Source organism: Pseudomonas triticicola (genome assembly GCF_019145375.1).
GTDB lineage: Bacteria > Pseudomonadota > Gammaproteobacteria > Pseudomonadales > Pseudomonadaceae > Aquipseudomonas > Aquipseudomonas triticicola.
Genome location: NZ_JAHSTX010000002.1, coordinates 788,316 through 815,307 on the forward strand (window position 1 = coordinate 788,316; position 26,992 = coordinate 815,307).

Annotated in this window: 26 protein-coding genes; 12 read left to right on the plus strand and 14 right to left on the minus strand. The window is 60.7% G+C overall.

Features of this window, described 5'->3' with window-relative positions; all coding sequences use genetic code 11:
• Positions 1 to 67 precede the first annotated feature (67 nt).
• From KVG85_RS25420 to KVG85_RS25435, 4 genes are all read left to right on the plus strand, one after another.
• Positions 68 to 1,393 (plus strand): APC family permease, encoded by a 1,326-nt coding sequence (locus KVG85_RS25420; protein WP_217865344.1) that lies wholly within the window; start codon positions 68 to 70, stop codon positions 1,391 to 1,393.
• A 67-nt stretch (positions 1,394 to 1,460) separates the two neighbouring features.
• Positions 1,461 to 1,871 (plus strand): NUDIX hydrolase, encoded by a 411-nt coding sequence (locus tag KVG85_RS25425; protein WP_217865345.1) that lies wholly within the window; start codon positions 1,461 to 1,463, stop codon positions 1,869 to 1,871.
• A gap of 23 nt (positions 1,872 to 1,894) precedes the next feature.
• Positions 1,895 to 2,533, plus strand: coding sequence for a LysE family translocator (locus KVG85_RS25430; protein ID WP_217865346.1), 639 nt, complete (start codon positions 1,895 to 1,897; stop codon positions 2,531 to 2,533).
• Between the two features lies 1 nt (position 2,534).
• Positions 2,535 to 3,032 carry a GNAT family N-acetyltransferase gene (locus KVG85_RS25435; RefSeq protein WP_217865347.1) on the plus strand — a complete coding sequence of 166 codons (498 nt, stop codon included), beginning with the start codon at positions 2,535 to 2,537 and terminating at the stop codon, positions 3,030 to 3,032.
• Positions 3,033 to 3,162: 130 nt separating this feature from the next.
• On the opposite strand, the gene metR is transcribed toward KVG85_RS25435, so the two are convergent.
• Positions 3,163 to 4,080, minus strand: coding sequence for a transcriptional regulator MetR (gene metR, locus KVG85_RS25440; RefSeq protein ID WP_016773382.1), 918 nt, complete (start codon positions 4,078 to 4,080; stop codon positions 3,163 to 3,165).
• Between the two features lie 217 nt (positions 4,081 to 4,297).
• On the opposite strand from metR, the gene KVG85_RS25445 reads away from it, so the two are divergent.
• From KVG85_RS25445 to KVG85_RS25455, 3 genes are all read left to right on the plus strand, one after another.
• Positions 4,298 to 5,332, plus strand: coding sequence for an alpha/beta fold hydrolase (locus KVG85_RS25445; RefSeq protein ID WP_076564013.1), 1,035 nt, complete (start codon positions 4,298 to 4,300; stop codon positions 5,330 to 5,332).
• 105 nt (positions 5,333 to 5,437) lie between these two features.
• Positions 5,438 to 6,133 (plus strand): hypothetical protein, encoded by a 696-nt coding sequence (locus tag KVG85_RS25450; protein WP_217865348.1) that lies wholly within the window; start codon positions 5,438 to 5,440, stop codon positions 6,131 to 6,133.
• A complete protein-coding gene (locus KVG85_RS25455) occupies positions 6,130 to 7,038 on the plus strand; it encodes a hypothetical protein (protein WP_217865349.1) in 909 nt (302 codons plus the stop codon). Before KVG85_RS25450 ends, KVG85_RS25455 begins: the two co-directional genes overlap by 4 nt.
• Positions 7,039 to 7,056: 18 nt before the next feature.
• Here KVG85_RS25455 and KVG85_RS25460 read toward each other — a convergent pair whose 3' ends face one another.
• The 11 genes from KVG85_RS25460 to KVG85_RS25510 all read right to left on the minus strand — a co-directional run bounded on the left by KVG85_RS25460 (position 7,057) and on the right by KVG85_RS25510 (position 19,746).
• Positions 7,057 to 7,386 carry a GlpM family protein gene (locus KVG85_RS25460; protein WP_217865374.1) on the minus strand — a complete coding sequence of 110 codons (330 nt, stop codon included), beginning with the start codon at positions 7,384 to 7,386 and terminating at the stop codon, positions 7,057 to 7,059.
• A gap of 8 nt (positions 7,387 to 7,394) precedes the next feature.
• Complete coding sequence (gene aauR / locus KVG85_RS25465) at positions 7,395 to 8,720, minus strand: two-component response regulator AauR (protein ID WP_217865350.1); 1,326 nt, start codon at positions 8,718 to 8,720, stop codon at positions 7,395 to 7,397.
• Positions 8,717 to 10,618: a two-component sensor histidine kinase AauS gene (aauS, locus tag KVG85_RS25470; RefSeq protein WP_217865351.1), complete on the minus strand. Its 1,902-nt coding sequence runs from the start codon at positions 10,616 to 10,618 to the stop codon at positions 8,717 to 8,719. Before aauS ends, aauR begins: the two co-directional genes overlap by 4 nt.
• Before the next feature lie 229 nt (positions 10,619 to 10,847).
• Positions 10,848 to 11,582: an amino acid ABC transporter ATP-binding protein gene (locus tag KVG85_RS25475; RefSeq protein ID WP_016773390.1), complete on the minus strand. Its 735-nt coding sequence runs from the start codon at positions 11,580 to 11,582 to the stop codon at positions 10,848 to 10,850.
• Positions 11,579 to 12,250 (minus strand): amino acid ABC transporter permease, encoded by a 672-nt coding sequence (locus tag KVG85_RS25480; protein ID WP_217865352.1) that lies wholly within the window; start codon positions 12,248 to 12,250, stop codon positions 11,579 to 11,581. The genes KVG85_RS25475 and KVG85_RS25480 overlap by 4 nt, the downstream gene beginning before the upstream one ends.
• Positions 12,250 to 12,996: an amino acid ABC transporter permease gene (locus KVG85_RS25485; RefSeq protein WP_056790046.1), complete on the minus strand. Its 747-nt coding sequence runs from the start codon at positions 12,994 to 12,996 to the stop codon at positions 12,250 to 12,252. Before KVG85_RS25485 ends, KVG85_RS25480 begins: the two co-directional genes overlap by 1 nt.
• A gap of 200 nt (positions 12,997 to 13,196) precedes the next feature.
• A complete protein-coding gene (locus KVG85_RS25490; protein ID WP_217865353.1) occupies positions 13,197 to 14,111 on the minus strand; it encodes a glutamate/aspartate ABC transporter substrate-binding protein in 915 nt (304 codons plus the stop codon).
• A gap of 521 nt (positions 14,112 to 14,632) precedes the next feature.
• The gene (glpD, locus tag KVG85_RS25495; protein WP_217865354.1) at positions 14,633 to 16,168 is read right to left on the minus strand and encodes a glycerol-3-phosphate dehydrogenase; all 1,536 of its coding nucleotides are present in this window, start codon (positions 16,166 to 16,168) and stop codon (positions 14,633 to 14,635) included.
• 295 nt (positions 16,169 to 16,463) lie between these two features.
• Complete coding sequence (locus KVG85_RS25500) at positions 16,464 to 17,219, minus strand: DeoR/GlpR family transcriptional regulator (RefSeq protein ID WP_007953179.1); 756 nt, start codon at positions 17,217 to 17,219, stop codon at positions 16,464 to 16,466.
• A 95-nt stretch (positions 17,220 to 17,314) separates the two neighbouring features.
• On the minus strand, positions 17,315 to 18,817 hold the full coding sequence (gene glpK, locus KVG85_RS25505) for a glycerol kinase GlpK (RefSeq protein WP_024014162.1): 1,503 nt from the start codon (positions 18,815 to 18,817) through the stop codon (positions 17,315 to 17,317).
• A gap of 77 nt (positions 18,818 to 18,894) precedes the next feature.
• Complete coding sequence (locus KVG85_RS25510; protein WP_016773396.1) at positions 18,895 to 19,746, minus strand: MIP/aquaporin family protein; 852 nt, start codon at positions 19,744 to 19,746, stop codon at positions 18,895 to 18,897.
• 350 nt (positions 19,747 to 20,096) lie between these two features.
• Between KVG85_RS25510 and ybaK the strand changes: the two genes are divergently transcribed.
• Together ybaK and KVG85_RS25520 are read left to right on the plus strand one after the other, a co-directional pair.
• Entirely contained in the window at positions 20,097 to 20,567 is a 471-nt protein-coding gene (gene ybaK, locus KVG85_RS25515; RefSeq protein ID WP_217865355.1) for a Cys-tRNA(Pro) deacylase, read from the plus strand.
• Between the two features lie 99 nt (positions 20,568 to 20,666).
• The gene (locus tag KVG85_RS25520) at positions 20,667 to 21,449 is read left to right on the plus strand and encodes a PhzF family phenazine biosynthesis protein (RefSeq protein WP_217865356.1); all 783 of its coding nucleotides are present in this window, start codon (positions 20,667 to 20,669) and stop codon (positions 21,447 to 21,449) included.
• Positions 21,450 to 21,569: 120 nt separating this feature from the next.
• Here the strand turns inward: KVG85_RS25520 and KVG85_RS25525 are convergent, their stop codons facing one another.
• The gene (locus KVG85_RS25525) at positions 21,570 to 22,679 is read right to left on the minus strand and encodes an ABC transporter ATP-binding protein (RefSeq protein WP_217865357.1); all 1,110 of its coding nucleotides are present in this window, start codon (positions 22,677 to 22,679) and stop codon (positions 21,570 to 21,572) included.
• Positions 22,676 to 23,596, minus strand: coding sequence for an ornithine carbamoyltransferase (gene argF / locus KVG85_RS25530; RefSeq protein WP_217865358.1), 921 nt, complete (start codon positions 23,594 to 23,596; stop codon positions 22,676 to 22,678). The genes KVG85_RS25525 and argF overlap by 4 nt, the downstream gene beginning before the upstream one ends.
• 405 nt (positions 23,597 to 24,001) lie before the next feature.
• Between argF and plzR the strand changes: the two genes are divergently transcribed.
• From plzR to grxD, 3 genes are all read left to right on the plus strand, one after another.
• Positions 24,002 to 24,292, plus strand: a complete 291-nt coding sequence (gene plzR, locus KVG85_RS25535) for a PlzR type 4 pili assembly inhibitor (RefSeq protein ID WP_016773401.1) — start codon at positions 24,002 to 24,004, stop codon at positions 24,290 to 24,292.
• Between the two features lie 135 nt (positions 24,293 to 24,427).
• On the plus strand, positions 24,428 to 26,533 hold the full coding sequence (locus KVG85_RS25540; protein WP_217865359.1) for a molybdopterin oxidoreductase family protein: 2,106 nt from the start codon (positions 24,428 to 24,430) through the stop codon (positions 26,531 to 26,533).
• A 97-nt stretch (positions 26,534 to 26,630) separates the two neighbouring features.
• Positions 26,631 to 26,972 (plus strand): Grx4 family monothiol glutaredoxin, encoded by a 342-nt coding sequence (gene grxD, locus KVG85_RS25545; protein ID WP_016773402.1) that lies wholly within the window; start codon positions 26,631 to 26,633, stop codon positions 26,970 to 26,972.
• The last annotated feature ends 20 nt before the right edge of the window (positions 26,973 to 26,992 follow it).

Consider the following 26,992-nt stretch of genomic DNA (forward strand, 5'->3'; position numbering starts at 1 on the left):
CCACACCCGAAATTTTCGCCGAACCCGGCTCTGCCATAAATCCAATAACATTCGGAGTAAGTCGCCCATGGCTCGTTTGCAACGCACCCTTTCGCTAGGGTCGGTGGTGCTGTTCGGCATCGCCTATATGACGCCGATCATTGTCCTCGGCACTTTCGGCATCCTCGCCCAGTCCACCGCCGGCATGGTGCCGGCCGCCTACCTGGCCGCGCTGGTGGCGATGTTTTTCACCTCCATGAGTTACGGGCGCATGGCCGCTGCCTTTCCGGTGGCCGGTTCGGCTTACAGCTACGTGCGCAAGGCGATCAGCCCGAAACTCGGTTTCATTGCCGGCTGGGCGGTGTTGCTCGATTACCTGTTCCTGCCCATGGCCATCTGGCTGATCGGCGCCGCTTATCTGGCCTCGGCGTTCCCGTCGATCCCGCAGTGGACCTGGGTGCTGGCGTTCATCGGCATCACCAGTGCGATCAACATTGTCGGGCTGAAACTGGCCAACGGCATCAACGCCTTGCTGATGCTAGTGCAGTTCCTCGTATTGATTGCCTTCGTTGCGCTGTGCGTGCACTACATCGGCGGCGATGCGAGCACGCCGCTGTGGTCGATCAAACCGTTCTTCAACGGCGATATGCAGATGCCGCTGATCATGAGCGGCGCGGCGATTGCGTGCTATTCATTCCTTGGCTTTGACGCAGTCAGCACCCTGACCGAAGAGACCCGCGATCCACGCCGTACCATTCCCCGGGCGATCATGCTGATCACCCTGATTGGCGGCCTGATCTTCGTCGGCGTTTCGTACTTCGTGCAGATCGCTCATCCATCGTTCCAGTTCGACAGCGTCGACTCGGCAGCCTATGAAATTGCGCGCAACATCGGTGGCGACCTGTTCGTGTCGATCTTCCTGATCGGCCTGATCGTCGGCCAGTTCGCCTCGGGGCTGTCGGCCCAGGCCAGCGGTTCGCGACTGCTGTTCGCCATGGGCCGCGACGGCGTCTTGCCGAAGTCATTTTTCGGCACCTTGCACGCGCGCTTCGGCACCCCGGTCAACAGCATTCTGTTGTGCGCAGCGGTGGCGTTGCTGGCGCTGAAACTCGACGTCACCACCTCGACCTCGTTCATCAACTTCGGTGCATTCCTGGCGTTCAGCCTGGTCAACCTGTCGGTGATCTTCCACTACTGGATCGGCGGCGAGAAAAAAGGCCCGCGCGAGCTGCTGCTGTTTCTGTTCTGCCCGCTGATCGGTCTGGTGGCCGACCTGTGGCTGATGGTCAGCCTCGATCATCTGGCGGTGTGGCTGGGGCTGAGCTGGCTGGCGATAGGCGTGGTGTACCTCGCCGTGCTGACGGGTGGTTTCCGCCGTCAGCCGCCGGAACTGGACTTTCAGGAAGCGACCTGAGCTTCGTGGCTTGGCTTCCCTCTGACGGGCATGGGATCCTTGGCGCTTTGCGCCAGGGAATTCCTTTATGTCGACCATTCATATCGCCGCAGCCCTGTTGCTCAACGCTCAAGGCCAGACCCTGCTGGTGCGCAAGCGCGGCACCACGGCGTTCATGCAACCGGGCGGCAAGATCGAGGCCCATGAGCTGCCAGTGCACGCGTTGGCCCGTGAGCTGGAAGAGGAGCTCGGGTTGGAAATCGATCCGGCGCAGGCGATTTTCCTCAACAGCTTTTCCGCCCCCGCCGCCAACGAGCCAGGCTTCATCGTCCATGCGGAAATTTTTCAACTGACCATCGATTGCGACGTCTGCCCGGCGGCGGAGATCGAGGAAGTCATCTGGGTCGATCCGGCCACTGATCCAGCGCTCGAGCTGGCGCCATTGACACGCGAACACATCCTGCCGTTCTATCGCCGTTCATTGACTGCACTCGCCTGATCATTCCCGCAAAGGACTCCGCCATGATCCCGCTGCAAGACTTGCTGATATTTGCCGCCGCCGCATTGCTGATGGTGCTGACGCCGGGGCCGAACATGATCTACCTGATCTCGCGTTCGATTTGTCAGGGGCGCCGCGCCGGAGTGACCTCATTGCTCGGCGTGGTCGGCGGGTTCTTTGTGCATATGTTCGCCGCGGCGGCCGGTTTGACGGCCGTTTTTCTGGCTGTGCCGATGGCTTATGAAGTGTTGAAATGGGCCGGCGCGTTGTACCTGCTGTGGCTGGCCTGGCAAGCGCTGAAACCCGGCGCACGTTCGCCTTTCGAAGCGCAGCAATTGCCGCCGGACTCGGCGCGCAAACTGATCACCATGGGCTTTCTCACCAGCGCGCTGAACCCGAAAATCGCTGTGTTCTACCTCTCGGTGTTTCCGCAATTCATCAGCCCCGAACACGGCTCGGTGTTCACCCAAAGCATCATTCTCGGCCTGACGCAGATCAGCGTCAGCTTCAGCGTCAATCTGTTGATCGCGCTGTTCGCCGCAGGTATCGCCTCGTGGTTTGTGCGCAACCCGACGTGGCTGGCGATGCAGCGTTATTTCATGGGCCTGGTGCTTGGCGGCCTTGCCGTACGGCTGATGCTCGAACAACGCCGGACCGCCTGAGGTGTGGATCGAACGGCTGGATGCCAGCCACGCCCTGGCTTACCGCGAACTGATGCTTGAAGCCTATGACCGGCATCCGCAGGCGTTCACTTCCAGCGTGCGCGAACGCGCGGTGATGCCATTGAGTTGGTGGGAAGGGCGCCTGACCAGCAAGCTCGATGTGGTGCTGGGGGCATTCGATGCCGGGACGTTGGCCGGGATTGTCGGCCTGGCGTTCGAACCGCGCGAGAAGGCGCGCCACAAGGCCACGCTGTTCGGCATGTATGTCTCGGCGGATTTTCGTCGCAAGGGTCTAGGGTTTGATCTGGTCCAAGCGGCTCTGTCCGAGGCGCAAAAGCATCCGGCGTTGAAACTGCTCCAGCTCACCGTCACCACCGGCAACGACGCGGCTTTTCAGTTGTACCAGCGTTGCGGATTCATTCAGTACGGTCTCGAACCGCTCGCCGTGCGAGTGGGCGAAGACTACTTCGACAAGATCCACATGTGGCGCGAGCTCTGACCCACCACGACAATTCTTGTGGGAGCGAGCCTGCTCGCGAAGGCGTCCGTCCAGCCGACATCATCGCTGAATCATCCACCGCTTTCGCGAGCAGGCTCGCTCCCACAGGGGGAACTCTTGCTCGGAAAAATCAGCGTACGGCGCTGACCCCATCCAGGGTCGAAAACGAGGTGTCCTTGGCGGTCAGCAGGAAGTCGCGCATGTACGGCGCGTCGAGCATGTCGGTGCGAATCGCCGCGTACAGCGTCGCGAACAAGCCCTTTTCACCCAACCGTTTGCCCTTCACATAGCCACGCGAGCTGTATTCATGCAGCGCCCAGTGCGGCATGCCGCAGACGCCACGGCCGCTGGCGACCAGTTGCATCATCATCACCGTCAGCTCCGAAGTGCGCACCTGCGCAGGTTCGATGTCGGCCGGTTCGAGGAAGCGGGTGAAGATGTCCAGGCGATCGCGTTCCACCGGGTAGGTGATCAGCGTTTCCGTCAGCAGGTCTTCGGGAACGATGTACGGCTTGCTCGCCAGCGCATGCTGGTTGGCCACCGCGAGCATAGCTTCGTAGGTGAACAGCGGCACGTAAGTGATGCCGGCAATTTCCAGCGGATCGGAGGTCACCACCAGATCCAGATCGCCACGGGCCAGTGCCGGCAGCGGGGCGAAAGCGAAACCCGAAGCCAGGTCCAGCTCGACTTCCGGCCAGGCATCGCGGAACTGGTCGATGGTCGGCATCAGCCACTGGAAGCAGCTGTGGCATTCGATCGCCATGTGCAGACGCCCGGCGGTGCCACCGGCCAGCCGACCAATGTCCCGTTCAGCGGCGCGCAACAGCGGCAGGGTGGCGTCGGCCAGTTGCAGCAGGCGCAAACCGGCGCTGGTGAAGCGCACCGGTTTGGTCTTGCGCACGAACAACTGCATGCCCATGCGCTCCTCCAGCTCTTTGAATTGGTGCGACAGTGCTGACTGCGTCAGATGCAAACGGTCGGCGGCGTCGACCAGGCTGTCGGCCTCGCGCAGGGCATGCAGGGTTTTCAGGTGACGGATTTCAAGCACCGGCGGGGCTCCATGAAGGAAATTTGTGACGAATGCGTGGAAGGTGAGTTTGTCTCATGAAGCACGCGTTGTCGATCTGCCGGCCAGGATCCGGCGATGCAATCGACAGCCGACCGCTCGGCACTCTTCATCAAACTGTCATGCAACTGTGGCAGCGCGCTTGTACGAACTTCATCAGACTCGCGCTCTACTGGGGTGCTGCGTTTTGGTGTTTTTCATGTTCAAGAGATTGTTTTCAGTCGCGGCCGCGTTGGCCGCGCTTTTGTTCGGGGCCGGTTCGTTTGCAGCCGGACGCTGCGATGTCAACGTGCCGACCGAGCACGCCGAGCTGGCGCAGGTCAGTCTTGCCTATCAGAGTATCGGTCGTGCATCGGACCCGGCGCTGTTGCTGGTCATGGGCCTGGGTGGGCAGTTGATTCACTGGCCGGACGAAGTGGTGGTCGCGCTGTGTCAGCAGGGGTTTCGAGTGATTCGTTATGACAACCGCGACGTCGGCCTGTCGACCTGGCGGCAGGCGCCGATCGAGGCCAATCTGACCTTCGAAGTGCTACGCTACAAACTCGGTCTGCCGGTCTCGGCCCCGTACAGCCTGACTGACATGGCCGACGATGCGCTGGGCTTGATGACGGCGCTGAAGGTCGAGCAATTCCACGTGCTCGGCGCGAGCATGGGCGGGATGATCGCCCAGCACATGGCGGCGATGGCGCCGCAGCGGGTGGAAAGCCTGACGCTGATCATGACCACTTCCGGCGCCGAAGGCCTGCCGGCACCGAGTGCGGCGCTGGTGCAATTGCTCTCACGGCGGGGCGCGCCGAACCGCGAAGTGGCGCTCGAGCAACAGGCCGATCTGCTCGCAGCACTGGGCAGCCCGGCGGTAACCGATGATCGCCAAGCGCTGTTGCAACAGGCGGCGGCGTCCTACGACCGCGCGTTCAACCCTGAAGGCGTCAAGCGGCAGATCATGGCGATCCTTGCCGAGCCGAGCCGGGTGGCACTGCTCAATCAACTGCGCGTGCCGACGCTGGTGGTGCATGGCACGGCAGATCCGCTGCTGCCGGTGATGCACGGCGTGCATCTGGCGGCGCACATTCAGGGCAGTCAGTTGAAACTGATTCCGGGACTCGCGCATCGCTTTCAGGAGGCGTTCAAGGAACCGTTGCTGGCGGCAGTGCTGCCGTATCTGCAGGCGCATCGCGAGGATACTTCGCATTGGGCGCAGGTCGACCCAGCGGCGCCGAACAATCTGCTGTAAGGGCGCCAGCATCCTGTCGCCAAAAAAATATCAATGTGCCACTATTGTTTGCCGCGTTGTTGCCGATAAGGCGCAGGAACGTTTTCAGACATAGGGACTTGATCCATGATTTTTCGCGCTACACGTCAATGGGCCGCGCTGGCCCTGCTCGCCGTACTGACCCTGACCGGTTGTGCCCACGTGCAACCACCGGTGCCGCTGGACAAACAATTCTGGGATGCCAAAGAGCCGACCATCGGTGTGGCCATTACCGTCGTACCGTCGCCGGTGCTGGCGCTGACCGGCAATCAGGGCATCCTTGATTACGCCATCAATGCCGGCGTCAACAGCAAGCTCAGCGCCAACGTCGAGACCTGGCAGGTGCGCGACCTGGAAACCTTGCCCGACGCCATCGTCGCCAAGCTGCAAGCCAAGGGCTACAAGGCCAAGCGCATTGATGAAAAGGTCGATCTGAAGACCTTCAAGGAAGTCGATTTCCGCGAGGGCTACATGACCAAGGACCTGTCGCCGATGAAGGCTGCCCACGGCATTGACCGTCTGTTGCTGGTGTCGATTTATGCCACCGGTGCCACCCGCAGCTACTACAGCATCGTGCCCACCAGCGTGCCGATGGCTCAGGTCGGCGGCCAGGGCATGGTGATCGATCTGGCGGACAACAAACTCTTGTGGTACCAGCCATTCGCCGCTGTGCAAGCCGCGCAAGGCGAGTGGGACGAGCCGTCCTACACCAACCTGTCCAACGCGTTTTATCAGGCGATGGATAACAGCCGTCAGCAAATGATCGCCCCGTTCGCGCAATGAAACGTCTGGCGCTGACCATTGCGGTGATCTCGCTGCTGGCGTTGCCTGGCTGTGCGCAGAAACCGGCACCTGAGGCCGGTTTCAAGGATCAGGCGGCGATGAGCTATGTGCAGGCACACGGACTGAAGGTCGACGTGCAACTGCCGGCGGAATTCGTCGGCGCCAGCACGGTGATCGACAGCAAGGCGGCGGTGAGCGCGGCCAATTCCAGCTACACACTGGTGTCGAGCTCCGGCGCGGGCGCCGGGTTGGCGGGGATTCTGGTAGCCAGCCTGATCAACACGCAAATGGGTTCCGGTACGTTGCAGCGCGATGCCGAAAAAGCCGCGCTGAACGAATCGCGGCCACTGGCCGACCTGCTCGCTGGCGTGCCGTTGCAGGAGCGCTTGCAGCGTCGCTTCCAGGCGGCTTCGCAGGTGTCGGGATTCAAGCAGGGGGAGGGCGCGGTCACCGCGCGGTTGATGATCGAACCGAAGCTGATGCTGACGCCTGATCGCGGCAGTTTCGTGCTGGTCAATCAGGTTCAATTGCAGGATATCGCCGGCTCGCCGCTGTACCGCATGCGCATCGAAGTGGCCAGTCAGCCGATTCGTCGTTGCGGCAAGCAATGCATCGACGACGGCGCCCTAGACCTGGCCAAGGTCACCGCTGTGCTGGATGAATGCATTGATGAATCCATGCGCGTGTTGAGCGCCGACCTGATGCAACCGACGCCTCCGCCCGCCGCGCAGGAAACCCTGCGTTACGTGCTCGACGGCCAGCGCGTGGTCGAGCGCGGTTATCAACTGGCGCAGAACGGCAGCTACTGGCGCTACCGCAATCTCTACGGTGCGGTGAAGTCAGTGCCGGTGCCGTTCGAGGATGCCTTGTCGTCCGCGCAACTGGCCCGAGTCTACGGTCGCTAGAGGCTGATGCACGTGGGTTCAGGCATGCAGCCGGACCCACACGCTGACCAGCACCGTCGCCGCTATCAACCAGGCCACCGCCGCCACCGCCAGCGACGCTTCCAGACGCATGCGGTCGACCATCACGTACAACGTCGCCAGATAGATAAAGTAGGGAATGATCGACCACATCCCAAACACGATCGTGGTCTTCAGGTCGTCGACCGAGCGGCCCTTGCCGACAATGTAATGCGCGATCAGGGCAAAGGTCGGGAACAGCGGCACCAGGCCGGCGATGTAATAGTTTCTGGTCTTCGACAGTGCCGCGAGGATCAGCACCACTGCGGCGCCGATGGCGGCTTTCAGAATCAGATCCATCAGTGGCTCAGCCCGTACTTTTTGACTTTGTCGAACAGCGTGGTCTTGGCCATGCCCAGTTCCTGACTGGCCTGGGTCAGGTTGCCGCCGCTGCGTTGCAAGGCGTCGACCAGCAGATTGCGCTCGAAGGCTTCCACCGCTTCGGCAAACGCCAGACCATGGCCGGCGCTGGCGCCGGACTTCTTGAAGGCCGGCAGGCCGAGGGCGAAGCGTTCGGCGACGTTGCGCAGTTCGCGCACGTTGCCCGGCCAGTCGTGGCTCATCAGGTTCGACAGGGTCTGGTTGTCCAGCTCCGGCAGCGCGCGGTCGAAGCGCAGCGCCGATTGCTGGGTGAAGTGTTCGAACAGTTGCAGGATGTCTTCGCGGCGTTCGCGCAGCGGTGGCAATTCCAGGGTCACGACGTTGAGGCGGTAGTACAAGTCGCTGCGAAACTCGCCGGCCTTGCTTGACTCATCAAGGTCGGATTTGGTCGCCGCAATCACCCGGCAATCCACTGCCACGCTCTGGTTCGAGCCGAGCCGTTCGAGGGTGCGTTCCTGCAATACGCGCAGCAGTTTGATCTGCAGCGGCAGCGGCATGCTTTCCACTTCATCGAGGAACAGCGTGCCGCCGTCGGCGTGTTCGATCTTGCCGATGCGGCGTTTGCCGGCGCCGGTGAAGGCGTTGGCTTCGTGGCCGAAGATCTCGCTTTCAAAAAGGTTTTCCGGCAGGCCGCCGCAGTTCAGCGCAACGAACTGTTTGCTGTGACGCCGACTGAAATCGTGCAGGCAACGAGCGACCAGTTCCTTGCCGGTGCCGGTCTCGCCTTCGATCAAGACGTTGGCCGAGGTGTCGGCGACGTTGGCGATCAGTTCGCGCAGGTTCTGCATCGCTGGTGAACGGCCGATGATCCGGCCTTCCAGCGAATCGCGTTCAGCCAGTTGCCGACGCAACGAGGAAACCTCGCGGGCGAGGCTGCGTTGTTCCAGCGCCCGTCGCGCGACATCGACCAGGCGCTCCGGCGAGAACGGTTTTTCCATGAAATCGTAGGCGCCTTTCTGCATCGCGCCGACAGCCATGGAAATGTCGCCGTGGCCGGTGATCAGCACCACCGGCAGGCTGCGGTCACGTTGCTTGAGACGAGTGAGCAATTCCAGGCCATCGATGCCCGGCAGGCGGATGTCGCTGATGACGATGCCGGCAAAGTTGTCGCCGACCTGCGCCAGCGCCTCTTCGGCACTGCCGACGCCGATGCACGGAATGTCCTCGAGGGTCAGCGCCTGTTGGCAGCCGAGCAGCACATGGGGGTCGTCTTCGACAATCAGCACACTGAGTTCAGGGTTCATATTGGCTCGGCAGAAAGAGGGCTTACCAACGGTAAACTGAGGACGAAAGTGGTGCCACCGCCGGCCGGGTGTTCGACACCCAGGTGCCCGCCGGTGGCGGCGGCGAGGCTGGCGGACAGGGTCAGGCCCAGTCCCAGGCCTTGCTCGCCGGGTTTGGTGGTGAAGAACGGTTCGAACAGATGCTTGCGCGCTTCGGCGTCGATGCCGTGGCCGTTGTCGCGCACCCGCAAGCGATACTTGCCATTGAACTCTTCACCCTCCAGCCACAGTTGCGGCTGCGGTTGCGCGTGCATGGCGTCGAGGGCGTTGCCGATCAGGTTGACGAGGATCTGTTCGAGGCGGGTCTGATCGATCAGCAGCTGCACATCGGCAAACTGCCGGTGAATCTGCAGCGCGGTGTTTTCCAGGCGCGCGCCGAGCACTTGCAAGGCGGCGTCGACGGCTTTGCCGAGACTGGCCTGACCCTTGTTGTCGCCGCGCCGGGCAAACGAACGCAGGCTGGCGGTTATCCGGCCCATGCGGTCGATCAGGTCGTTGATGGTCTTGAGGTTGGTGCTGGCGACGTCGAGCTGGCCACGCTCCAGAAAGCGCACGGTGTTGCCCGACAGCGTGCGCATCGCCGCCAGCGGCTGGTTCAGTTCATGGGCAATGCTGGTCGACATCTGGCCGATGGCCGCAAGTTTGCCGGCCTGCACCAGTTCATCCTGAGCGCGGCGCAACGTCTCTTCGGCCTGGCGGCGCTCGCGGATCTGACTCTTCAGGCGTTCGTTGCTGGCGCGCAGATCGGCGGTGCGTTCGGTAATCCGACGTTCGAGTTGGCTGTTGGCTTCCTGCAATGCTTCGCGGGCGGCGAGGCGGGTGGCGAGGACTTTGCGCCGCTCGTTCCAGGCAATCAGCAGGAAGGCGAACAGGGCAAACGCAACGGCCACCAGAATGCCTTGGTTGATCGCTTCGCGGCGCAGGTCCTGCAGCGGTGTCAGCAGAGTGAAATTCCACGGCGTGTCGCTCAGCAGTCGGGTTTGCGCCAGATAACTGATGTCGTCTTCGTCGGGCTGCAATTCACTGTTGGCCGGGAAGGTCAGTTTCTCCACGCCTTCGGCCAGTGTCTCGCGGGCCAGCGGTTGCAATTCGTTGAGTGGAAACCAGTAGTACTGCAGGCTGCGGGCGAGTTTTTCCTTGACTTCGTCGCTGAGCGGAATCACCGATTTCAGCCGCCTGGCCGGGTCGCTGGACAGAATGATGATGCCGTTCTCATCGCTGACGAACGCTTCCAGACGCGCCCGTTGCCAGCGTTCTTCCATGGCTTCCAGACGCACTTTGACCACCGCGACACCGATGATCTTGCCGTGCTCTTCGAGGCCGTGGGCGAGGTAGTAACCGGGTTCGCCATTGGTGCTGCCAATGCCATAGAAACGCCCAGGCTGGCCGCGCACGGCGTCTTTGAAATAGGCGCGGAAGGACAAGTCCTCACCCAGATAACTGTCGACGTCGCGCCAGTTGCTGGTGGCCATGACCCGGCCGGTGGTGTCCATGACGTAGATGGCCCGGCTGCGGCTGCGGCGGTTCAGGCCTTCGAGGTAATCGTTGACCGTCTGCCGGTGCTCCGGAGTCGGGTCGGCGAGCAACTGCGGCACACTGGTTTCGAGTTCCAGCAGGCTGGGCAGGTAGGTGTATTTGCTGATCTCGCTTTCGACCGCGCGGGCGTGCAGTTCCAACTGACGCTGGCCGTTCTCGCCGAGGCTGCGGATGCCGAAGTGTTCACTGGTCCAGAAGCCGATGAAACCCAGTCCGACCATCAGGGCGATGATCAGTGGCGGCAGGAACAGATGACGGATCAGACGGGGCTTCACGGCAAGTGATGGCTTTGCAGCGCGATAAAGAGTGGGGTCGCATTTCATCACAGATGCCTTGGGTCAACCACAACACTTGTTTGTGCCTGTGGCGAGGGGATTTATCCCCGTTGGGCCGCGAAGCGGCCCCAAAACCATCACTGCGGTTTAACTGAATGACCGCATGCACAGGTTTTTACGACTGCTGCGTAGCCGGACGGGGATAAATCCCCTCGCCACAGTGGATCTCATTGTCAGGCTGCCCGCACCCCACAGACAGGGTGCGGGTGTGTTGCTTTTAGTGCTGCAGGATTTTCTCGAGGAAGTGCTGCGCGCGTTCGGAGCGGGCGCTGATGTCGCCGAAGAATTCCTCTTTCGGGCAGTCCTCGATGATCTTGCCCTGATCCATGAAGATCACCCGGTCCGCCACTTTACGGGCGAAGCCCATTTCGTGGGTCACGCACATCATGGTCATGCCTTCGTGAGCCAGTTGCACCATGACGTCGAGCACTTCGTTGACCATTTCCGGGTCGAGCGCCGAGGTCGGTTCGTCGAACAGCATGACGATCGGGTCCATCGCCAGCGCACGGGCAATCGCCACACGCTGTTGCTGACCACCGGACAGTTGCCCCGGATGCTTGTGGGCGTGCGCCGACAAACCTACGCGCTCGAGCAGTTGCAGACCCTTTTTGGTCGCCTCTTCCTTGCTGCGGCCGAGCACCTTGATCTGCGCGATGGTCAGGTTTTCGGTGATGGTCAGGTGCGGGAACAGCTCGAAATGCTGGAACACCATGCCCACGCGCGAACGCAGTTTCGGCAGGTTGGTTTTCGGATCGGCGATCGACGTGCCGTCAACCACAACGTCGCCTTTCTGGAACGGTTCCAGGGCGTTGACGCACTTGATCAGCGTCGACTTGCCTGAACCCGACGGGCCGCAGACCACGATCACTTCGCCTTTCTTGACCTCGGTGCTGCAATCAGTCAGCACCTGGAAGTCCCCATACCACTTGTTGATGTTTTTGATAGAGATCATACGGCGAACCTTTTTTGCAGACGCTTGACCAACCGCGAGGCGGCGAAGCTGATGATGAAGTACACGAGACCGGCGAAAATCAGGAACTCATTGGAGCGGCCGATGATGTCGCCGCTGGCGCGCGAGGCGTTGAGGAAATCCACCAGGCCCACGGTGTAGACCAGCGAAGTGTCCTGGAACAGGATGATGCTCTGCTGCAGCAACAGCGGGGTCATCTTGCGGAACGCCTGCGGCAGGATGATCAGGCGCATCATCTGCCCGTAGTTCATGCCCAGTGCCTGAGCAGCACCCATCTGGCCCTTGGAAATCGACTGCACACCGGCCCGGACGATTTCGCAGAAATACGCCGCTTCGAACATCATGAACGCCACGACGCACGAGGTGAACGCACCGATCGGCGTGTCTTCGCCGGTGATCCAGCGCAGCACGAACGGCACCGCCAGGTAGAACCAGGTGATCACCAGCAGCAGCGGAATCGAGCGGAAATAGTTGACGTAGGCGCCAGCAATGCTCGACAGCAGCTTGTTGTGCGACAAACGGCACAGCGCGAGGATCGTGCCCAGAACCATGCCGCCGATCACGCCCATGGCCATCAGCTTGAGGGTCATCACCATGCCGTTCCACAAACCGGGAATGGCCGGGACGATGCCACTGAAATCGAATTCCATTATTTACCCCCCACGGAGATCAGGCCGGGCACTGCGACTTTCTTCTCGACCAGGCGCATCAGCAGCATCAGGCTCATGTTGAGGGTGAAATAGATCAGGGTCGCCAGGGTGAACGCTTCGAACAGGTTGGCCGAGAACTCGGCGGTCTGTTTGGTCTGCGCCAGCAATTCCATCAAACCGATCAGGGACGCCACGGAGGAGTTCTTGAACACGTTCAAAAATTCCGAGGTGAGCGGCGGAATGATGATCCGGTAGGCCTGGGGCAGCAGCACGTTCCAGTAGATCTGCGGCAGTTTGAAACCCATCGCGCGGGCGGCGGATTCCTGGCCACGGGGCAACGCCTGGATACCGGTGCGTACTTGCTCGCAGACACGGGCGGCGGTGAACAGACCCAGGCAGACGACAACGCTCAGGTAGGCCGAAGTAGTCGGGTTGAGGTCCTGCTTGTACCACTCCTGCAGATCCGGCGGCAGCAGATCGGGCACCAGGAAGTACCAGATGAACAGCTGCACCAGCAGCGGCACGTTACGGAACAGCTCGACGTAGCAGGTCGCGATGCCCGATACGATGCGGTTCGGCACGGTGCGCATGATGCCCAGCAGCGAGCCGAGCAGCAGGGCGATGATCCACGCCACGACGGCGATGGCAATGGTCCAGCCCAGACCGGAGATGAACCAGTCGAGATAGGTCTCGCTGCCCACACCGGTGGACTTGAAGAACACGCCCCAGTCCCAGTTGTAATTCATTAGGGTCTCCCCTCGATTCGATCGATGTACAAGTGCCCGCCTGGGGAACTCCGTTCCCTCCCCAGTCTTTTTTCAAAGACCGGGCACACGCGATCGGCTCGACAGCCACCGGTTCGAGTGTTTCCAGAAAAATGCCAGCAGGGAGTGACCATCCCCTGAAAAGGCAGGCGCCTCCTCAGGGGATAAGGTTAGTCAGAAAATCAGGACTTCTTGTCGTCAGCCGCTTTGTCGGTCGGATTGGCGATCAGGGTCTTGAGCTCGTCGCTCATCGGGAAGTTCAGGTTCAGGCCTTTTGGCGGAATCGGCTGCATGAACCACTTCTCGTAGATCTTGTTGATTTCGCCCGAAGCGTAGGTGGCCTTGATCGCGTCATCCACAGCCTTTTTGAACGGCTCGTCGCCTTTACGCATCATGCAGCCGTAGATTTCGTACGACTGTGGCGTGCCGGTGACAGCCCAGTCATCAGCCTTCTTGGCCTTGGCGGCTTCGCCGGCCAGCAGCGCGTCGTCCATCATGAAGGCAACGGCCCGGCCCGATTCCAGCATCTGGAAGGACTCGCCATGGTCTTTGGCAGAGATGACATTCATGCCCATCTGCTTGTCGGCATTCATCGCCTTGAGGATGCGCTCGGAAGTAGTGCCGGCGGTGGTCACGACGTTCTTGCCCTTCAGATCGTCGAAATCCTTGTACTTGGAGTCAGCCTTGGACAGCAGACGGGTACCGATTTCGAAGATGCCGACGGAGAAGTCGACCTGCTGCTGACGCTCGACGTTGTTGGTGGTCGAACCGCACTCGACGTCCACGGTGCCGTTCTGCACCAGCGGGATACGGGTCTGCGAGGTAACGAGGTTGTATTTGACTTGCAGGTTCGGCAGGTCGAGGTCTTTCTTGATCGCTTCGACGATTGCCAGCTGGATGTCGTGCGAGTAGCCGACCGGTTTGCCGGATGCATCAGCGATGTAGGAGAACGGAATGGAGGCGTCACGGTGGCCCAGGGTGATGACACCGGACTCTTTGATCTTCTTCAGGGTGCCGGTGAGCTCGGCGGCGAAAACTGGCGTGCTGATCAGAGCGGCAGCAATGGCTGCGCCCAGGATATGGGGAACGATGCGCATCAAATTTTCCTCGACATTGTTTTTTTTATGGAGCCAGTTTGTCGGCCCTTTTTGTGCTTCGAATGCCTGACGGCTCCTGAAGGTGTTGGCACAGCAGGCATTCGTCGAGAGAGTGTAGAGCATGAGTCGTGCCAGAGCAGGCGAAGTCAGTTAAGCGGTTGTTTTATAAAGTTATTAAAGTTTTATAGCGGTAATTTTATGAAGGCATGATCCGGTTAACCGAATCGACTGTAGAGTCGCGTTCGGAAAACCGAACGATCAAAAGCCCCTCACCCTAACCCTCTCCCGGAGGGAGAGGGGACTGACTGCGGTGGATGGTCGAGTTACGGCGACGTGAGATACGAGTCGACCTTGGATTTTGGAATCCACGGAGATCGGCTCCCTTTCCCCCTCTACCCCCTGGGGGAGAGGGCTGGGGTGAGGGGGAAAAGATCTAACTGCCCCAATCAGGTTCAACAAAGTCCACATAACAAAAAGCCCCTGAATCTCTCGATTCAGGGGCTTTCGTTTGAACGGTGAGATCAAGCCGCCTCGATCTTCCGGTTCTGCTCAACCTTGCCCAGATACGTCGACAGCTTCTGCTGTTCCTCCGCTGTGGTGAACAAGCCTAGCTTGGTACGGCGCCACAGGATGTCGTGCGCCGTGGTCGCCCACTCTTCGCTGCACAGGTAATCGACTTCGCGGGTGTAGAGTCCGCCGCCGATGTGCTCACCCATGTCGGCCAGGCTTTCCACGCCTTCAAGCATGCGCCAGGTGCGGCTGCCGTAGGTGACGGCCCAGCGCCGGGCGATTTCAGTCGGGACGAAATCGTACTTGTCGCGGATTCGCGCGCTCAGCGCCTCTGGCGTGGTCATGTTTTCGCCGCCCGGCAGGGTGGCGGTCGCGGTCCAGCTCGGGCGCATCTGGGTGAAGAACGGCATCAATTGCGCCATCGCCGACTCGGCAAGTTTGCGGTAAGTGGTCAGCTTGCCGCCGAACACCGACAGCAACGGCGCTTCTTCGGCACTGCCCGACAGCGCCAGGGTGTAATCGCGGGTCACTGCCGAAGGATTGTCGGATTCGTCGTTGCACAGCGGGCGAACGCCCGAGTAGCTGTGCACAATGTCTTCGCGGCTCAGCTGCTTCTTGAAGTGGGCGTTGACCACTTTCAGCACGTAATCGGTTTCGCCTTCGGTGATCGCTACTTTCGCCGGGTCGCCGGTGTACTCCCGGTCGGTGGTGCCGATCAGGGTGAAGTGGTTCAGGTACGGAATAGTGAAAACGATGCGCTGATCTTCGTTTTGCAGAATGTGCGCATGCTCGCCTTCGTACAGTTTCGGCACGATGATGTGGCTGCCCTGAATCAGACGGATGCCATACGGCGATTCCATCTTCAGGTCGTCACGAATGAACTTCGCCACCCATGGGCCGGCGGCGTTCACCAGTGCTTTGGCGGTGATCGAAAACAGGCTGCCGTCGGCGCGCTCCAGATGCAGATGCCACAAACCTTTGCTGCGGCGGGCACTGACACAGCGGGTCTGGGTATGAACGTGGGCGCCTTTTTCGCGGGCGGCCATGGCATTCAAGACCACCAGGCGGGCATCGTCGACCCAGCAATCGGAGTATTCGAAGCCTTTCTTGATTTCGCTTTTCAGCGCGCTGTCGGCGCCGAACTTCAGGCTTTTCGAACCCGGCAACTTCTCGCGCTTGCCGAGGTTGTCGTAAAGGAACAGGCCGGCACGAATCATCCACGCCGGACGCAGGTGCGGGCGGTGTGGCAGCACGAAACGCATCGGTTTGACGATGTGCGGCGCTTTGGCCAGCAGCACTTCGCGCTCGGCCAGCGCTTCGCGCACCAGACGGAATTCGTAATGCTCCAGATAGCGCAGGCCACCGTGGATCAGCTTGCTGCTGGCCGACGAGGTGTGGCTGGCCAGGTCGTCTTTTTCGCAAAGGAACACCGAAAGACCGCGACCGGCGGCATCCGCTGCGATCCCTACGCCATTGATCCCGCCGCCAATCACGGCAACGTCATAGATCTCGGAGAGAGGGGGCGTACGCAAGGTAGAGGTGGACATCGGCTGGCCTCGGTTCTTTTGGTTTTATGTCTTGGAAATCGAACATTAATGTTCATTTGCGAAAATGGTAGCCCATAAACACGCGCGCAGCCAGTCGCGTTCGATTGAAAAAACTCATCGAAGGGCGATTAAAAGAAAATTTTCGAACATGAACGCGCGCGAGAGCGCAGAAGAAGATGTGTTGTGTAATCGATTGTTTTCGCGAGCAGGCTCGCTCCCACATTTTGCAATGCATTCCAAGTGTGGGAGCGAGCCTGCTCGCGAAGGCGTCGGTTCGGTCAGCGAGGGAGAGGGATCAGACGACTTCCAGACGAATCTTGTGCTGACTCAACAACTGCGCCAGCGCCGGTACCGGCTGCTGATCGGTGACCAGGCAATCGATCAGGCTGATCGGCCCCAGTCGAATCATCGCGTTGCGCCCGAACTTGCTTGAGTCCGCCGCCAGGATCACCTGCCGCGCATTGGCGATGATCGCTTGAGAAACCCGGACTTCCTGATAATCGAAGTCGAGCAGGCTGCCGTCCTCATCGATGCCGCTGATCCCGACCAAGGCGAAATCGACCTTGAACTGATTGATGAAGTCCACGCTCGCCTGACCGACCACACCGCCGTCGCGGCGCACGTTGCCGCCGGTCAGCAGCACATCGAAATCATCCTTGGCGCTGAGCATCGAGGCGACGTGCAGGTTGTTGGTGATGATTTTCAGGTGACTGTGATTGAGCAGGGCGCGGGCGATCGATTCGGTGGTTGTACCAATGTTGATGAACAGCGAGGCGTGATCGGGGATCTGTGCGGCGATGGCTTCACCGATGCGTTGCTTTTCGTCGCGCATCTGATCGGCGCGCATCGCATACGCGGTGTTTTCGACACTGGAATCGTACGCGGCGCCACCGTGGTAGCGACGCAGCAGATTGGCTTCCGCGAGCTGATTGATGTCGCGGCGGATGGTTTGCGGGGTAACAACGAACAGCGTGGCCATTTCCTCGATGCTCACATAGCCGCGTTCGCGGACCAGCTCGAGGATTTGCTGCTGACGGGGAGGCAGATTCATGGGGCTTCCTTTGGGCTGCCAAGCAAAATTTGCCCATGATGCCGCAGGAATCCGCTCCCGACCAGTTAGATACCTATGTGTAACTCAAGGCTGGCTTATTCAGCGTCCTCACGCGCCCAGTCACGGGTGCGGCTGACGGCTTTTTTCCAGCCTTTGTAGAGTTTCTCTTTCTCGGTTTCGTCCAGGCTCGGTTCGAACTCGCGCTCGATCACTGCTTTGCCGCGCAGTTCTTCCAGGCTGCCCCAGAAGCCGCAGGCCAGGCCGGCCAGATAGGCAGCGCCGAGTGCGGTGGTTTCGCGCATTTGCGGGCGCTCCACCTGAGTGCCGAGGATGTCGGCCTGGAACTGCATGAGGAAGTTGTTCGCCACCGCGCCGCCGTCCACGCGCAGGGCCTTGAGGCGTTCGCCGGAGTCCTGTTGCATGGCGTCGAGTACGTCGCGGGTCTGGTAGGCGATCGATTCCAGTGCGGCGCGGATGATGTGATCCACGCGTACGCCGCGCGTCAGGCCGAACAGTGCGCCACGGGCATACGGGTCCCAGTACGGTGCGCCGAGACCGGTAAACGCCGGCACCAGATACACGCCGTTGCTGTCCTTGACCTTGTTGGCAAAGTATTCGGTGTCGTGGGCGTCGTTGACGATTTTCAGTTCATCGCGCAGCCATTGCACGGTCGAGCCACCGTTGAACACGGCGCCTTCCAGAGCATAAGCCACTTCGCCGCGCGGGCCGCAGGCGATGGTGGTGAGCATGCCGTGCTGGGATTTCACCGCTTTGTCGCCGGTGTTCATCAGCAGGAAGCAACCGGTGCCGTAGGTGTTTTTCGCCTGGCCCGGCTCGACGCACATCTGGCCGAACAGTGCTGCCTGCTGGTCGCCGGCGATACCGCCGATGGCGATGCCGCTCTTGGTGCGGCCGTAGATTTCCGAGGAGGCTTTGACTTCCGGGAGCATCTCGCGCGGGATGTCGAGGATCTCCAGCATCTTCGAATCCCACTCCAGCGAGTGAATGTTGAAGAGCATGGTGCGCGAGGCGTTGGTGTAGTCGGTGACGTGCACCTTGCCGCCGGTGAATTTCCAGATCAGCCAGCTATCGACGGTGCCGAACAGCAGTTCGCCGTTGCGCGCACGCTCGCGGCTGCCTTCGACGTTGTCGAGGATCCACTTCAGTTTGGTGCCGGAGAAGTACGGGTCGGTGACCAGGCCGGTGGTGTCGCGGATGTAGTCTTCGTGACCATCGCGCTTGAGCTGCTGGCAGATCTCGGTGCTGCGGCGGCACTGCCAGACGATCGCGTTATAGACCGGACGGCCGGTGGTCTTGTCCCAGACTACGGTGGTTTCACGCTGGTTGGTGATACCGATCGCGGCGACCTGGTCGTGATGCAGGCCGGCCTGGGCCAGCGCCTCAACCATCACCGCGCTCTGGGTGGCGAAAATTTCCATCGGGTCGTGCTCGACCCAACCGGCCTGCGGGTAATGCTGAACGAATTCGCGCTGCGCGGTGCAGACCACGTTCGCGTCGCGGTCGAAGATGATCGCGCGCGAGCTGGTCGTACCCTGATCAAGGGCAATGATGTAGTTCTTGTTCTGAATGTCGGTCATGTCGATTGCCTTGGACGAAAAAAACGAGAGTGGGCCGTGGCGCAGGCTCGGATGGGCAGGAGCCGGCGCCGACTGTTTCAAGAAGTTCTTGGTTTGCCGTCAATGGCCGGTTCTGCATCCTTTGTAGCAGGTGTGGCGCCGGTCAGGTGACGGGCGATGAGCCCGCGATACCCGGCAGCACCGAGGCAGGCACCGACAATCGGTGCAAAAATCGGAATCAGGAAATACGGAATATCACGACCACCAGTGAAGGAAATTTCACCCCAACCGGTAAAGAAAGTCATCAGTTTCGGACCGAAGTCACGCGCAGGGTTCATCGCGAAACCGGTCAGCGGACCCATCGCACTGCCGATCACGGCAATCAGCAAACCGATCAGCAGCGGCGCCATCGGGCCGCGTGGCAGGCCGTTGTTGTCATCGGTCAGGGCCATGATCACGCCCATCAGGATCGCGGTGATGATCATCTCGACCAGAAAGGCCTGGGCCGTCGACAGTACCGGGTTCGGGTAGGTCGAGAACACCGACGCCAATTCCAGGCTGGCGGCCGAGCCACGAACCATCTGGTGGGTTTGTTCGTAATCGAAGAACAGATTGCTGTAGAGCGTGTAGACCAGCAACGCGCCGCAGAAGGCGCCGGCAATTTGCGAAAGGATGTAGAACGGCAGTTTGCGCTTTTCGAAGTCAGCGAAGATTGCCAGAGCGATGCTCACGGCCGGGTTCAGATGCGCGCCGGAAACCCCGGCGGTGAGGTAGATCGCCATGCTCACGCCGACGCCCCAGATGATGCTGATTTCCCACAGGCCGAAGCTGGCGCCCGCGACTTTGAGCGCGGCGACACAACCGGTGCCGAAGAAGATCAGAAGGGCAGTGCCCAGGAATTCGGCCATGCATTGGCCGGAAAGCGATGGTTGCGGTAGAGCAGCTGTCATTGAAAACCTCGGTTCTTTTTCTTGTGTAGCGCCTTGCCAACTGAGCAGGGCGCGATCTTCACCGGGTCGGAATCCCCATTCGGTTCCCGGGTTACTGCTGGGTACTGCGCGGAGCATGATTCTTACATTATTCAGATTCGAAAAAATATAGACAAGAAACAAACCTGTCAAAGGTCGAAAGTGAACCGTCGGTCACAATAAAACTATTCGCCGTATGAATGATCAGCGCGGTGATCAGCTTGAATGCAGCGCGAAGCCACGGGATTAGCGGCTTGGAATAGAGCCTTTTGCCCAACGATGACCTAGAATCCGTCGCAGGTTTTTGAAAAACTGCCGAACCCGGAGCTGCCATGACCCCAGCGTTGGACTTGTTGAAAAAAGTTCGTGCCGAACATCGCGTGCACAGTTACGAACATGATCCGAAGGCCGCGTCCTACGGGCTGGAGGCAGCAGAGAAGCTCGGGCTCGCACCGGCGCAAGTGTTCAAAACCCTGCTGGCCGCCAGTGAAAAAGGCGAACTGCTGGTGGCCGTAGTGCCGGTCGTCGGAACGCTCGATCTCAAGGGGCTGGCCCATGCCGCTGGAGTGAAGAAAGCCGAAATGGCTGATCCTGCTGCCGCGCAACGCTCCACCGGCTACCTGTTGGGCGGCATCAGCCCGCTCGGGCAGAAGAAACGCCTGCGCACCTTCATTGATAATTCCGCTCAGGGTTTTGCGACTATCTATGTGAGTGCCGGCCGGCGAGGGCTGGAAGTGGAACTGGCGCCAGCGGTATTGGCCGAGCACACCCAGGCGAAGTTCGCCGATATCGGTCGCGCGTAACAAGCGTGCGAGCTGTATGAAGAAAAAATTGCGCTTCTGTCACTGGCACTGATCCGGCCCGCCGTTGCATGCTCGGTCGACCAATTCAGGGAGAAAGTCATGCAGCTTGCGTTTCATCAGGTCGACGCGTTCAGTGATCGGCCGTTCAGTGGCAACCCGGCGATGGTCTATCGGCTCGACAGCTGGCTGGCTGATGACTTGATGCAGAAGATCGCCGCCGAACACAACCTGGCGGAGACTGCGTTTCTGGTGCGCGAAGGTCAGGCCTGGCATATCCGCTGGTTCACCCCGACCACTGAAGTGCCGCTGTGCGGGCATGCGACGTTGGCCAGCGCGTTTGTACTGTTCGAAATCTATAACGAAAGTGCCGAGCGCATCGACTTCACCTGCAAGTCCGGGCCGTTGAGTGTCAGCCGCGAAGGCGACCGCTTGTGGCTGGATTTTCCGACCATCGTGCCATCGGAAATCGGCGTGACGCTGGACGTCGAGCGGGCGCTCGGTGTCGAGGCGGTTGATGTGCTCGGCTCCAACGAGCTGTTCGTGGTGCTGGACTCGGAACAGGCCGTGCTCGACTGCCAACCGGACATGGCGGCGCTGGCGAAACTGCCATGGCTGGGCGCGATCGTTACTGCGCGTGGCAACCAGCATGACTTCGTCTCGCGCTATTTCGCCCCGGCCATCGGTATCAATGAAGACCCGGTGACCGGCTCGACCCATTGCAGCCTGATTCCGTACTGGGCCAAACGTCTGGGCAAATCGAACCTGACCGCGTGCCAGCGCTCGGCGCGGGGCGGGGAGTTGTTCTGTCGGCTGGAAGGTGAGCGAGTGAAGATTGGCGGCAATGCGACGCTGGTGGCCAGCGGTACCCTGTTTTTAGGCTGACGCAAAACCAACTGTGGGAGCGAGCCTGCTCGCGAAAGCGGCCGTTCAGTCAACATCTTCGGCGACTGAAACACCGCATTCGCGAGCAGGCTCGCTCCCACAATTTTCATCCAGTGCGGATCAGAGGCTGGTGCTGAATCGACGGACGCCGTTTTCCACTGCCGGAATCTGCGCCGCTGTGCTGCCGGATGCCTGGAACAACACCAAGTGATCCGCCGCTACGCGAATCCCGACCTGCGCGCCAACCAGATGATCGGCATGGCTGGGGAAGATCGATTCCAGTTGTGCACCGGTCGGCAGTTGCAGGCGATACAAGGTTGCCGCGCCGAGGAATGTCTTGCCGACAATCTGCGCCTTCAGTGAGCTATCCGGCGCATATACAATGTCATCCGGACGCAGCAATACGTCCACCGCGCCGCCAATCGGCCAGGTGTAGGCGCGATTACCGCGCAACTCACCCAGCTCGGTCTGCACCGACTCCGGGGTGACGAGCTGACCGCGAATGAAATAACCCTGACCGATGAAACTGGCGACATACGGCGTCGCCGGTTCGTGGTAGAGGTTGTAGGGCGTGTCCCACTGTTCCAGCCGACCTTCCTTGAATACGCCAACGTGATCGCTGACGGCGAAGGCTTCTTCCTGATCGTGGGTGACCAGAATCGCGCTGGTACCACGGGCCTTGAGGATGTCGCGCACCTCATGGCTGAGCTTGCGGCGCAACTCACCATCGAGGTTGGAAAACGGCTCGTCGAGCAACAGCAGTTGCGGCTCCGGCGCCAGGGCGCGGGCGAGGGCGACCCGCTGTTGTTGGCCGCCGGACAGCTCGTGGGGGAAGCGCTTGCCGAGGTTTTTCAGGTTGACCAGTTCCAGCAGTTCTTCGACCACGCGCACCTTGTTCGGGTGCTTGCGAATGCCGAAGGCGATGTTGTCGGCCACGCTCAGGTGCGGGAACAGCGCGTAGTCCTGAAACACCATGCCGATCCGGCGTTTCTCTGGCGCCAGGGTGAAACCGGCGCTGGAGAGGGTTTCGCCACCGAGGGTGATTTCGCCTTCGTGCACCGGCTCGAAACCGGCGATGGCGCGCAGGGTGGTGGTCTTGCCGCAGCCGGACGAGCCGAGCAGGCAGCCGATGTCGCCGGCGTTGAGGTGCAGATTGAGGTTCTGCACCACGCGTTGATCTTGATAGCCGCAAGCGAGGTTGCGCAGGTTCAGCAGTAATTCATGGCTCATGCGTGGTGATATGCCGGTTCGACGAGGAACTCGAGCAGGGCCTTCTGTGCGTGGAGACGGTTTTCTGCCTGATCCCAGGCGACGGAGCGCGGGTCATCGAGCAGGTCGAGACTGATTTCTTCGCCACGGTGCGCCGGCAGGCAGTGCATGAACAGCACGTCCTCGGCAGCGAGGTCGAGCAGGGCACGGTTGACCTGGAACGGCGCGAACAGCTTGAGGCGCTTGGCAGTTTCCTCTTCCTGACCCATCGACGTCCAGACGTCGGTACTGACCAGATGCGCGCCACGCACGGCGTCTCGCGGATCGCGGAGGATGGTCACGCGATCGCCAGCCTGGGCGACGAATTCCGGGTTCGGCTCGTAACCTTCCGGGCAGGCAACGCGCAACTGGAAGTCGAACTGGATCGCCGCTTCTATATAGCTGTTGCACATGTTGTTGCCGTCACCGATCCAGGCCACGGTCTTGCCCTGGATCGAGCCACGGTGTTCGAGGAAGGTCTGCATGTCGGCGAGCAACTGGCACGGGTGCAGATCATCGGACAGGCCGTTGATCACCGGCACCCGCGAGTTGGCGGCGAATTCGGTGAGGGTGCTATGGGCGAAGGTGCGGATCATCACCGCATCGAGCATGCTCGACATGACGATGGCGCAGTCGCTGATTGGCTCGCCACGGCCCAGTTGGGTATCGCGCGGGGACAGGAAGATTGCCTGGCCGCCGAGCTGGATCATGCCGGCCTCGAAGGAGATCCGGGTACGGGTCGAGGATTTTTCGAAGATCATCCCCAGCACGCGGTTTTTCAGAGGCTCGAACAGTACGCCGCGGTTACGCAGGTCCTTGAGCTCAACGCCTCGACGGATCACGCTGACCAGCTCTTCGGGCGTGCAATCCATCAGGGAGAGAAAGTGCCTTGCGCTCATCATTGACTACCTTTTTGCTACAGACCGCAGATGCTCAAAGCCTTGTTTAACGGAACAACGGGCGAGACCTGCGGCGTAAGCCGCACGGGGCGACGAAATAGGGGAAGGCGCGATATTGACACTAAATGTCGCGTTTTTCCAATAGGCTACTTTTTCAGCGGGATTCGGAGAGCGGACCGAGTGATATCGGTGCGCATTTTGAAGCCGGGTCCAGTGCAGAAGCGAGCCTCTTTGTACACTGGCCCCGCCGCGCTTGGCAATGCGCCGCGACCGCATCGCAGCCGTCCTGGTCGGTTTGCGAGTGTTGTGCCACGGATTCGCTTGGTCGGATGTTCAGACTGAAACATTTGCTAAAGCAAAGTGCTGGGTTATAAATAAGTTTCGAGCGACGCAGGAAGCCTCCGCATGGAATCGAAAGAACAACTGTTAATGGAACTGCTGGGCCACACGGCTCGCTCCCTGACCCATCTCACCGCGTCCGTCACCTCGATGTCTTTCGAGTTGCTGCGCAGTGACGACGAAGTGGTCAAATCCGCCGGTCGACACATGATCGATCGCATGGCCACCATCAGCGCTGGGCTTGATGAGCACTGGCGTTTGATCGGCGAGCTCACCGGCGTACACGTCGCCCATGAGCAGATCGAAACCATCCAGGAAATCCAGCTGGCGGCACCGCCGCAGTTGCCGCCGAACTGATCGCGGCGATTTATCGGCTGTCCTGATAACCGTCGATTCACAAGACGAACGTCGCTGGCGCCGCCTCTGCGCACGGGCCATAGTTTTGTTCCCGCGGGCGTGATTGCCTGCTCCCGAACAAGACAGAGACTGGCCATGACCAAGACTCTTCACCACCGTGCATGCCACCTGTGCGAAGCCATTTGCGGGCTGACCATCGAAACCACGGAAACCGATGGCAACGTCGCGATCACCTCGATCAAGGGTGATGCCCTCGACACCTTCAGCCGCGGCCATATCTGCCCGAAAGCCGTGGCCCTGCAAGATATTCAGAACGATCCCGACCGGTTGCGTCAGCCAATGCGCCGCGTCGGCAGCGAATGGCTGCCGATCGAATGGGATGAGGCGTTTGCGCTGGTGGCCGAGAAGCTCGCGGCGATTCAGGAACGTCACGGGCAGAACGCCGTTGCGGTGTATCAGGGCAATCCGAGCGTGCACAACTACGGCCTGATGACCCACAGCAATTACTTCCTGGGGTTGCTGAAAACGCGCAATCGCTACTCGGCCACTTCAGTCGATCAACTGCCGCACCACCTCAGCAGCTATCTGATGTACGGCCACGGTTTGCTCTTGCCGATTCCGGACATCGATCACACCGATTTCATGCTGATCCTCGGCGGCAATCCGCTGGCGTCCAACGGCAGCATCATGACCGTGCCGGATGTCGAGAAGCGCCTGAAGGCGATTCAGGCGCGCGGCGGCAAAGTGGTGGTGGTCGATCCGCGCCGCAGCGAAACCGCAGCGATGGCTGATCAGCACGTGTTCGTCCGCCCGGGCGGAGATGCGGCGCTGTTGTTCGGCATGCTCAATACGCTGTTCAGCGAAGGCCTGACCCGCGATAGCCATTTGCCGGTCGATGGCTTGGACGAGGTGCGCAACGCCGTGGCTGCTTTTAGCGCCGAAGCGATGAGCCCGCTCTGCGCAGTGCCGGCCGAGCAGATTCGCCAACTGGCGCGCGACTTCGCTGCCGCACCGAGTGCGGTCTGCTATGGGCGCATGGGCGTCTCGACCCAGGCCTTCGGCACCCTCTGTCACTGGGTGGTGCAGTTGATCAATCTGGTCACCGGCAATCTCGACCGCGTTGGCGGTGCACTGTGCACCGAACCCGCTGTGGATCTGGTGGCGTCGACCTCGGGCGGGCATTTTAACAAATGGCAGAGCCGGGTTTCCGGGCGTCCTGAATACGGCGGCGAGTTGCCGGTCTCGGCGCTCGCTGAAGAAATGCTCACCGACGGCGAGGGGCAGATCCGCGCGCTGATCACCGTCGCCGGCAACCCGGTGTTGTCGACACCCAACGGCCGGCAACTGGAGCAGGCGCTGGATGGCCTCGACTTCATGCTCAGCATCGACCTGTACATCAACGAAACCACGCGTTATGCCGATCTGATCCTGCCGTCGACCTCGGCGCTGGAAAACGATCACTACGACACCACTTTCAATCTGTTCGCGGTGCGTAACGTCACCCGCTTCAATCGCGCGATCCTCGCCAAGCCCGAGGGGGCTTTGCATGACTGGGAGATCTTCGTCGGGCTGGCCAAGGCCTTCGCTGAAAAAACCGCCAAGGAGCTGAAACCGACGATACCGCCGGCGAACATGATCGACATGGGCCTGCGCATGGGCCGCTATGGCGATGCGTCCGAGCACAAGTTGTCGTTGGCGACGCTGTTCGATCATCCGCACGGCATTGATCTGGGGGCACTGAAGCCGAATCTGGCGTCACGTCTGAAAACGCCGAATCAGCGTATCCAGGCCGCACCGCCGGAAATTCTCGCCGACCTCGCTCGCTTTGCCGCGTTGCAGGCGCCGGCTGCCGATGAGTTGTTGATGATCGGCCGCCGCCATGTGCGCAGCAACAATTCGTGGATGCACAATTTTCATCGGCTGGTGAAGGGTAAGCCACGGCATCAGTTGCTGATGCACCCGGATGACCTGGCCAGCCGTGGTCTGGCTGATGGGCAGCGGGTTCGGGTGAGTTCGCGGGTCGGGCAGATCGAGGTGGAAGTGCTCGCCAGTCTCGACATGATGAAAGGCGTGGTCAGCCTGCCCCACGGTTGGGGCCACGCGCGCCCGGGCGTGCAGATGGCGATCGCCAGCGGCCAGCCGGGGTCGAGCGCCAACGACCTGACCGACGAGTGTCAGCTTGACGAACTGTCGGGCAACGCGGCGTTGAACGGTGTGCCGGTGACGGTGGCGGCGGCTTGAGCGGGTCTGTCGGGGAGACCGAGCATGGCGCTCGGGATTCCGTTACAATGCGCCACCGTGCCGACCTCTGAGTCGGAAAGTTCAGCCGAGGTGCTCCATGGATATCATCGAAACGATTAAAGAGCAGATTGCCAACAACACCATTCTGCTTTACATGAAAGGCTCGCCGAATGCCCCGCAGTGCGGCTTCTCCGCAAAAGCTGCGCAAGCCGTGATGGCCTGTGGTGAAAAGTTCGCGTACGTGGACATCCTGCAGAACCCGGAAATCCGCGCCAACCTGCCAAAGTACGCCAACTGGCCGACTTTCCCGCAACTGTGGGTCGGCGGTGAGCTGGTCGGCGGCAGCGACATCATGACCGAGATGGCTGCAGACGGTTCGCTGCAAAGCACCATCAAGGCGGCTGTCGAAGCGGCAGCGGCGAACAAGTCCGAAGCCTGATTCTACGTTCATAGAGTTTC

What these genes read in the sequence shown, in the direction of transcription:
- KVG85_RS25490 (WP_217865353.1), bottom strand. Translation starts at nt 14,111, where the DNA reads ATGCGCATCGTTCCCCATATCCTGGGCGCAGCCATTGCTGCCGCTCTG.
- KVG85_RS25450 (WP_217865348.1), top strand. Translation starts at nt 5,438, where the DNA reads ATGATTTTTCGCGCTACACGTCAATGGGCCGCGCTGGCCCTGCTCGCC.
- KVG85_RS25520 (WP_217865356.1), top strand. Translation starts at nt 20,667, where the DNA reads ATGCAGCTTGCGTTTCATCAGGTCGACGCGTTCAGTGATCGGCCGTTC.
- ybaK (WP_217865355.1), top strand. Translation starts at nt 20,097, where the DNA reads ATGACCCCAGCGTTGGACTTGTTGAAAAAAGTTCGTGCCGAACATCGC.
- KVG85_RS25540 (WP_217865359.1), top strand. Translation starts at nt 24,428, where the DNA reads ATGACCAAGACTCTTCACCACCGTGCATGCCACCTGTGCGAAGCCATT.
- argF (WP_217865358.1), bottom strand. Translation starts at nt 23,596, where the DNA reads ATGAGCGCAAGGCACTTTCTCTCCCTGATGGATTGCACGCCCGAAGAG.
- KVG85_RS25500 (WP_007953179.1), bottom strand. Translation starts at nt 17,219, where the DNA reads ATGAATCTGCCTCCCCGTCAGCAGCAAATCCTCGAGCTGGTCCGCGAA.
- aauR (WP_217865350.1), bottom strand. Translation starts at nt 8,720, where the DNA reads ATGAACCCTGAACTCAGTGTGCTGATTGTCGAAGACGACCCCCATGTG.
- KVG85_RS25445 (WP_076564013.1), top strand. Translation starts at nt 4,298, where the DNA reads ATGTTCAAGAGATTGTTTTCAGTCGCGGCCGCGTTGGCCGCGCTTTTG.
- KVG85_RS25420 (WP_217865344.1), top strand. Translation starts at nt 68, where the DNA reads ATGGCTCGTTTGCAACGCACCCTTTCGCTAGGGTCGGTGGTGCTGTTC.
- KVG85_RS25455 (WP_217865349.1), top strand. Translation starts at nt 6,130, where the DNA reads ATGAAACGTCTGGCGCTGACCATTGCGGTGATCTCGCTGCTGGCGTTG.
- KVG85_RS25525 (WP_217865357.1), bottom strand. Translation starts at nt 22,679, where the DNA reads ATGAGCCATGAATTACTGCTGAACCTGCGCAACCTCGCTTGCGGCTAT.
- KVG85_RS25425 (WP_217865345.1), top strand. Translation starts at nt 1,461, where the DNA reads ATGTCGACCATTCATATCGCCGCAGCCCTGTTGCTCAACGCTCAAGGC.
- aauS (WP_217865351.1), bottom strand. Translation starts at nt 10,618, where the DNA reads ATGAAATGCGACCCCACTCTTTATCGCGCTGCAAAGCCATCACTTGCC.
- KVG85_RS25480 (WP_217865352.1), bottom strand. Translation starts at nt 12,250, where the DNA reads ATGGAATTCGATTTCAGTGGCATCGTCCCGGCCATTCCCGGTTTGTGG.
- KVG85_RS25510 (WP_016773396.1), bottom strand. Translation starts at nt 19,746, where the DNA reads ATGACAGCTGCTCTACCGCAACCATCGCTTTCCGGCCAATGCATGGCC.
- KVG85_RS25485 (WP_056790046.1), bottom strand. Translation starts at nt 12,996, where the DNA reads ATGAATTACAACTGGGACTGGGGCGTGTTCTTCAAGTCCACCGGTGTG.
- plzR (WP_016773401.1), top strand. Translation starts at nt 24,002, where the DNA reads ATGGAATCGAAAGAACAACTGTTAATGGAACTGCTGGGCCACACGGCT.
- grxD (WP_016773402.1), top strand. Translation starts at nt 26,631, where the DNA reads ATGGATATCATCGAAACGATTAAAGAGCAGATTGCCAACAACACCATT.
- KVG85_RS25430 (WP_217865346.1), top strand. Translation starts at nt 1,895, where the DNA reads ATGATCCCGCTGCAAGACTTGCTGATATTTGCCGCCGCCGCATTGCTG.
- glpK (WP_024014162.1), bottom strand. Translation starts at nt 18,817, where the DNA reads ATGACCGACATTCAGAACAAGAACTACATCATTGCCCTTGATCAGGGT.
- KVG85_RS25475 (WP_016773390.1), bottom strand. Translation starts at nt 11,582, where the DNA reads ATGATCTCTATCAAAAACATCAACAAGTGGTATGGGGACTTCCAGGTG.
- glpD (WP_217865354.1), bottom strand. Translation starts at nt 16,168, where the DNA reads ATGTCCACCTCTACCTTGCGTACGCCCCCTCTCTCCGAGATCTATGAC.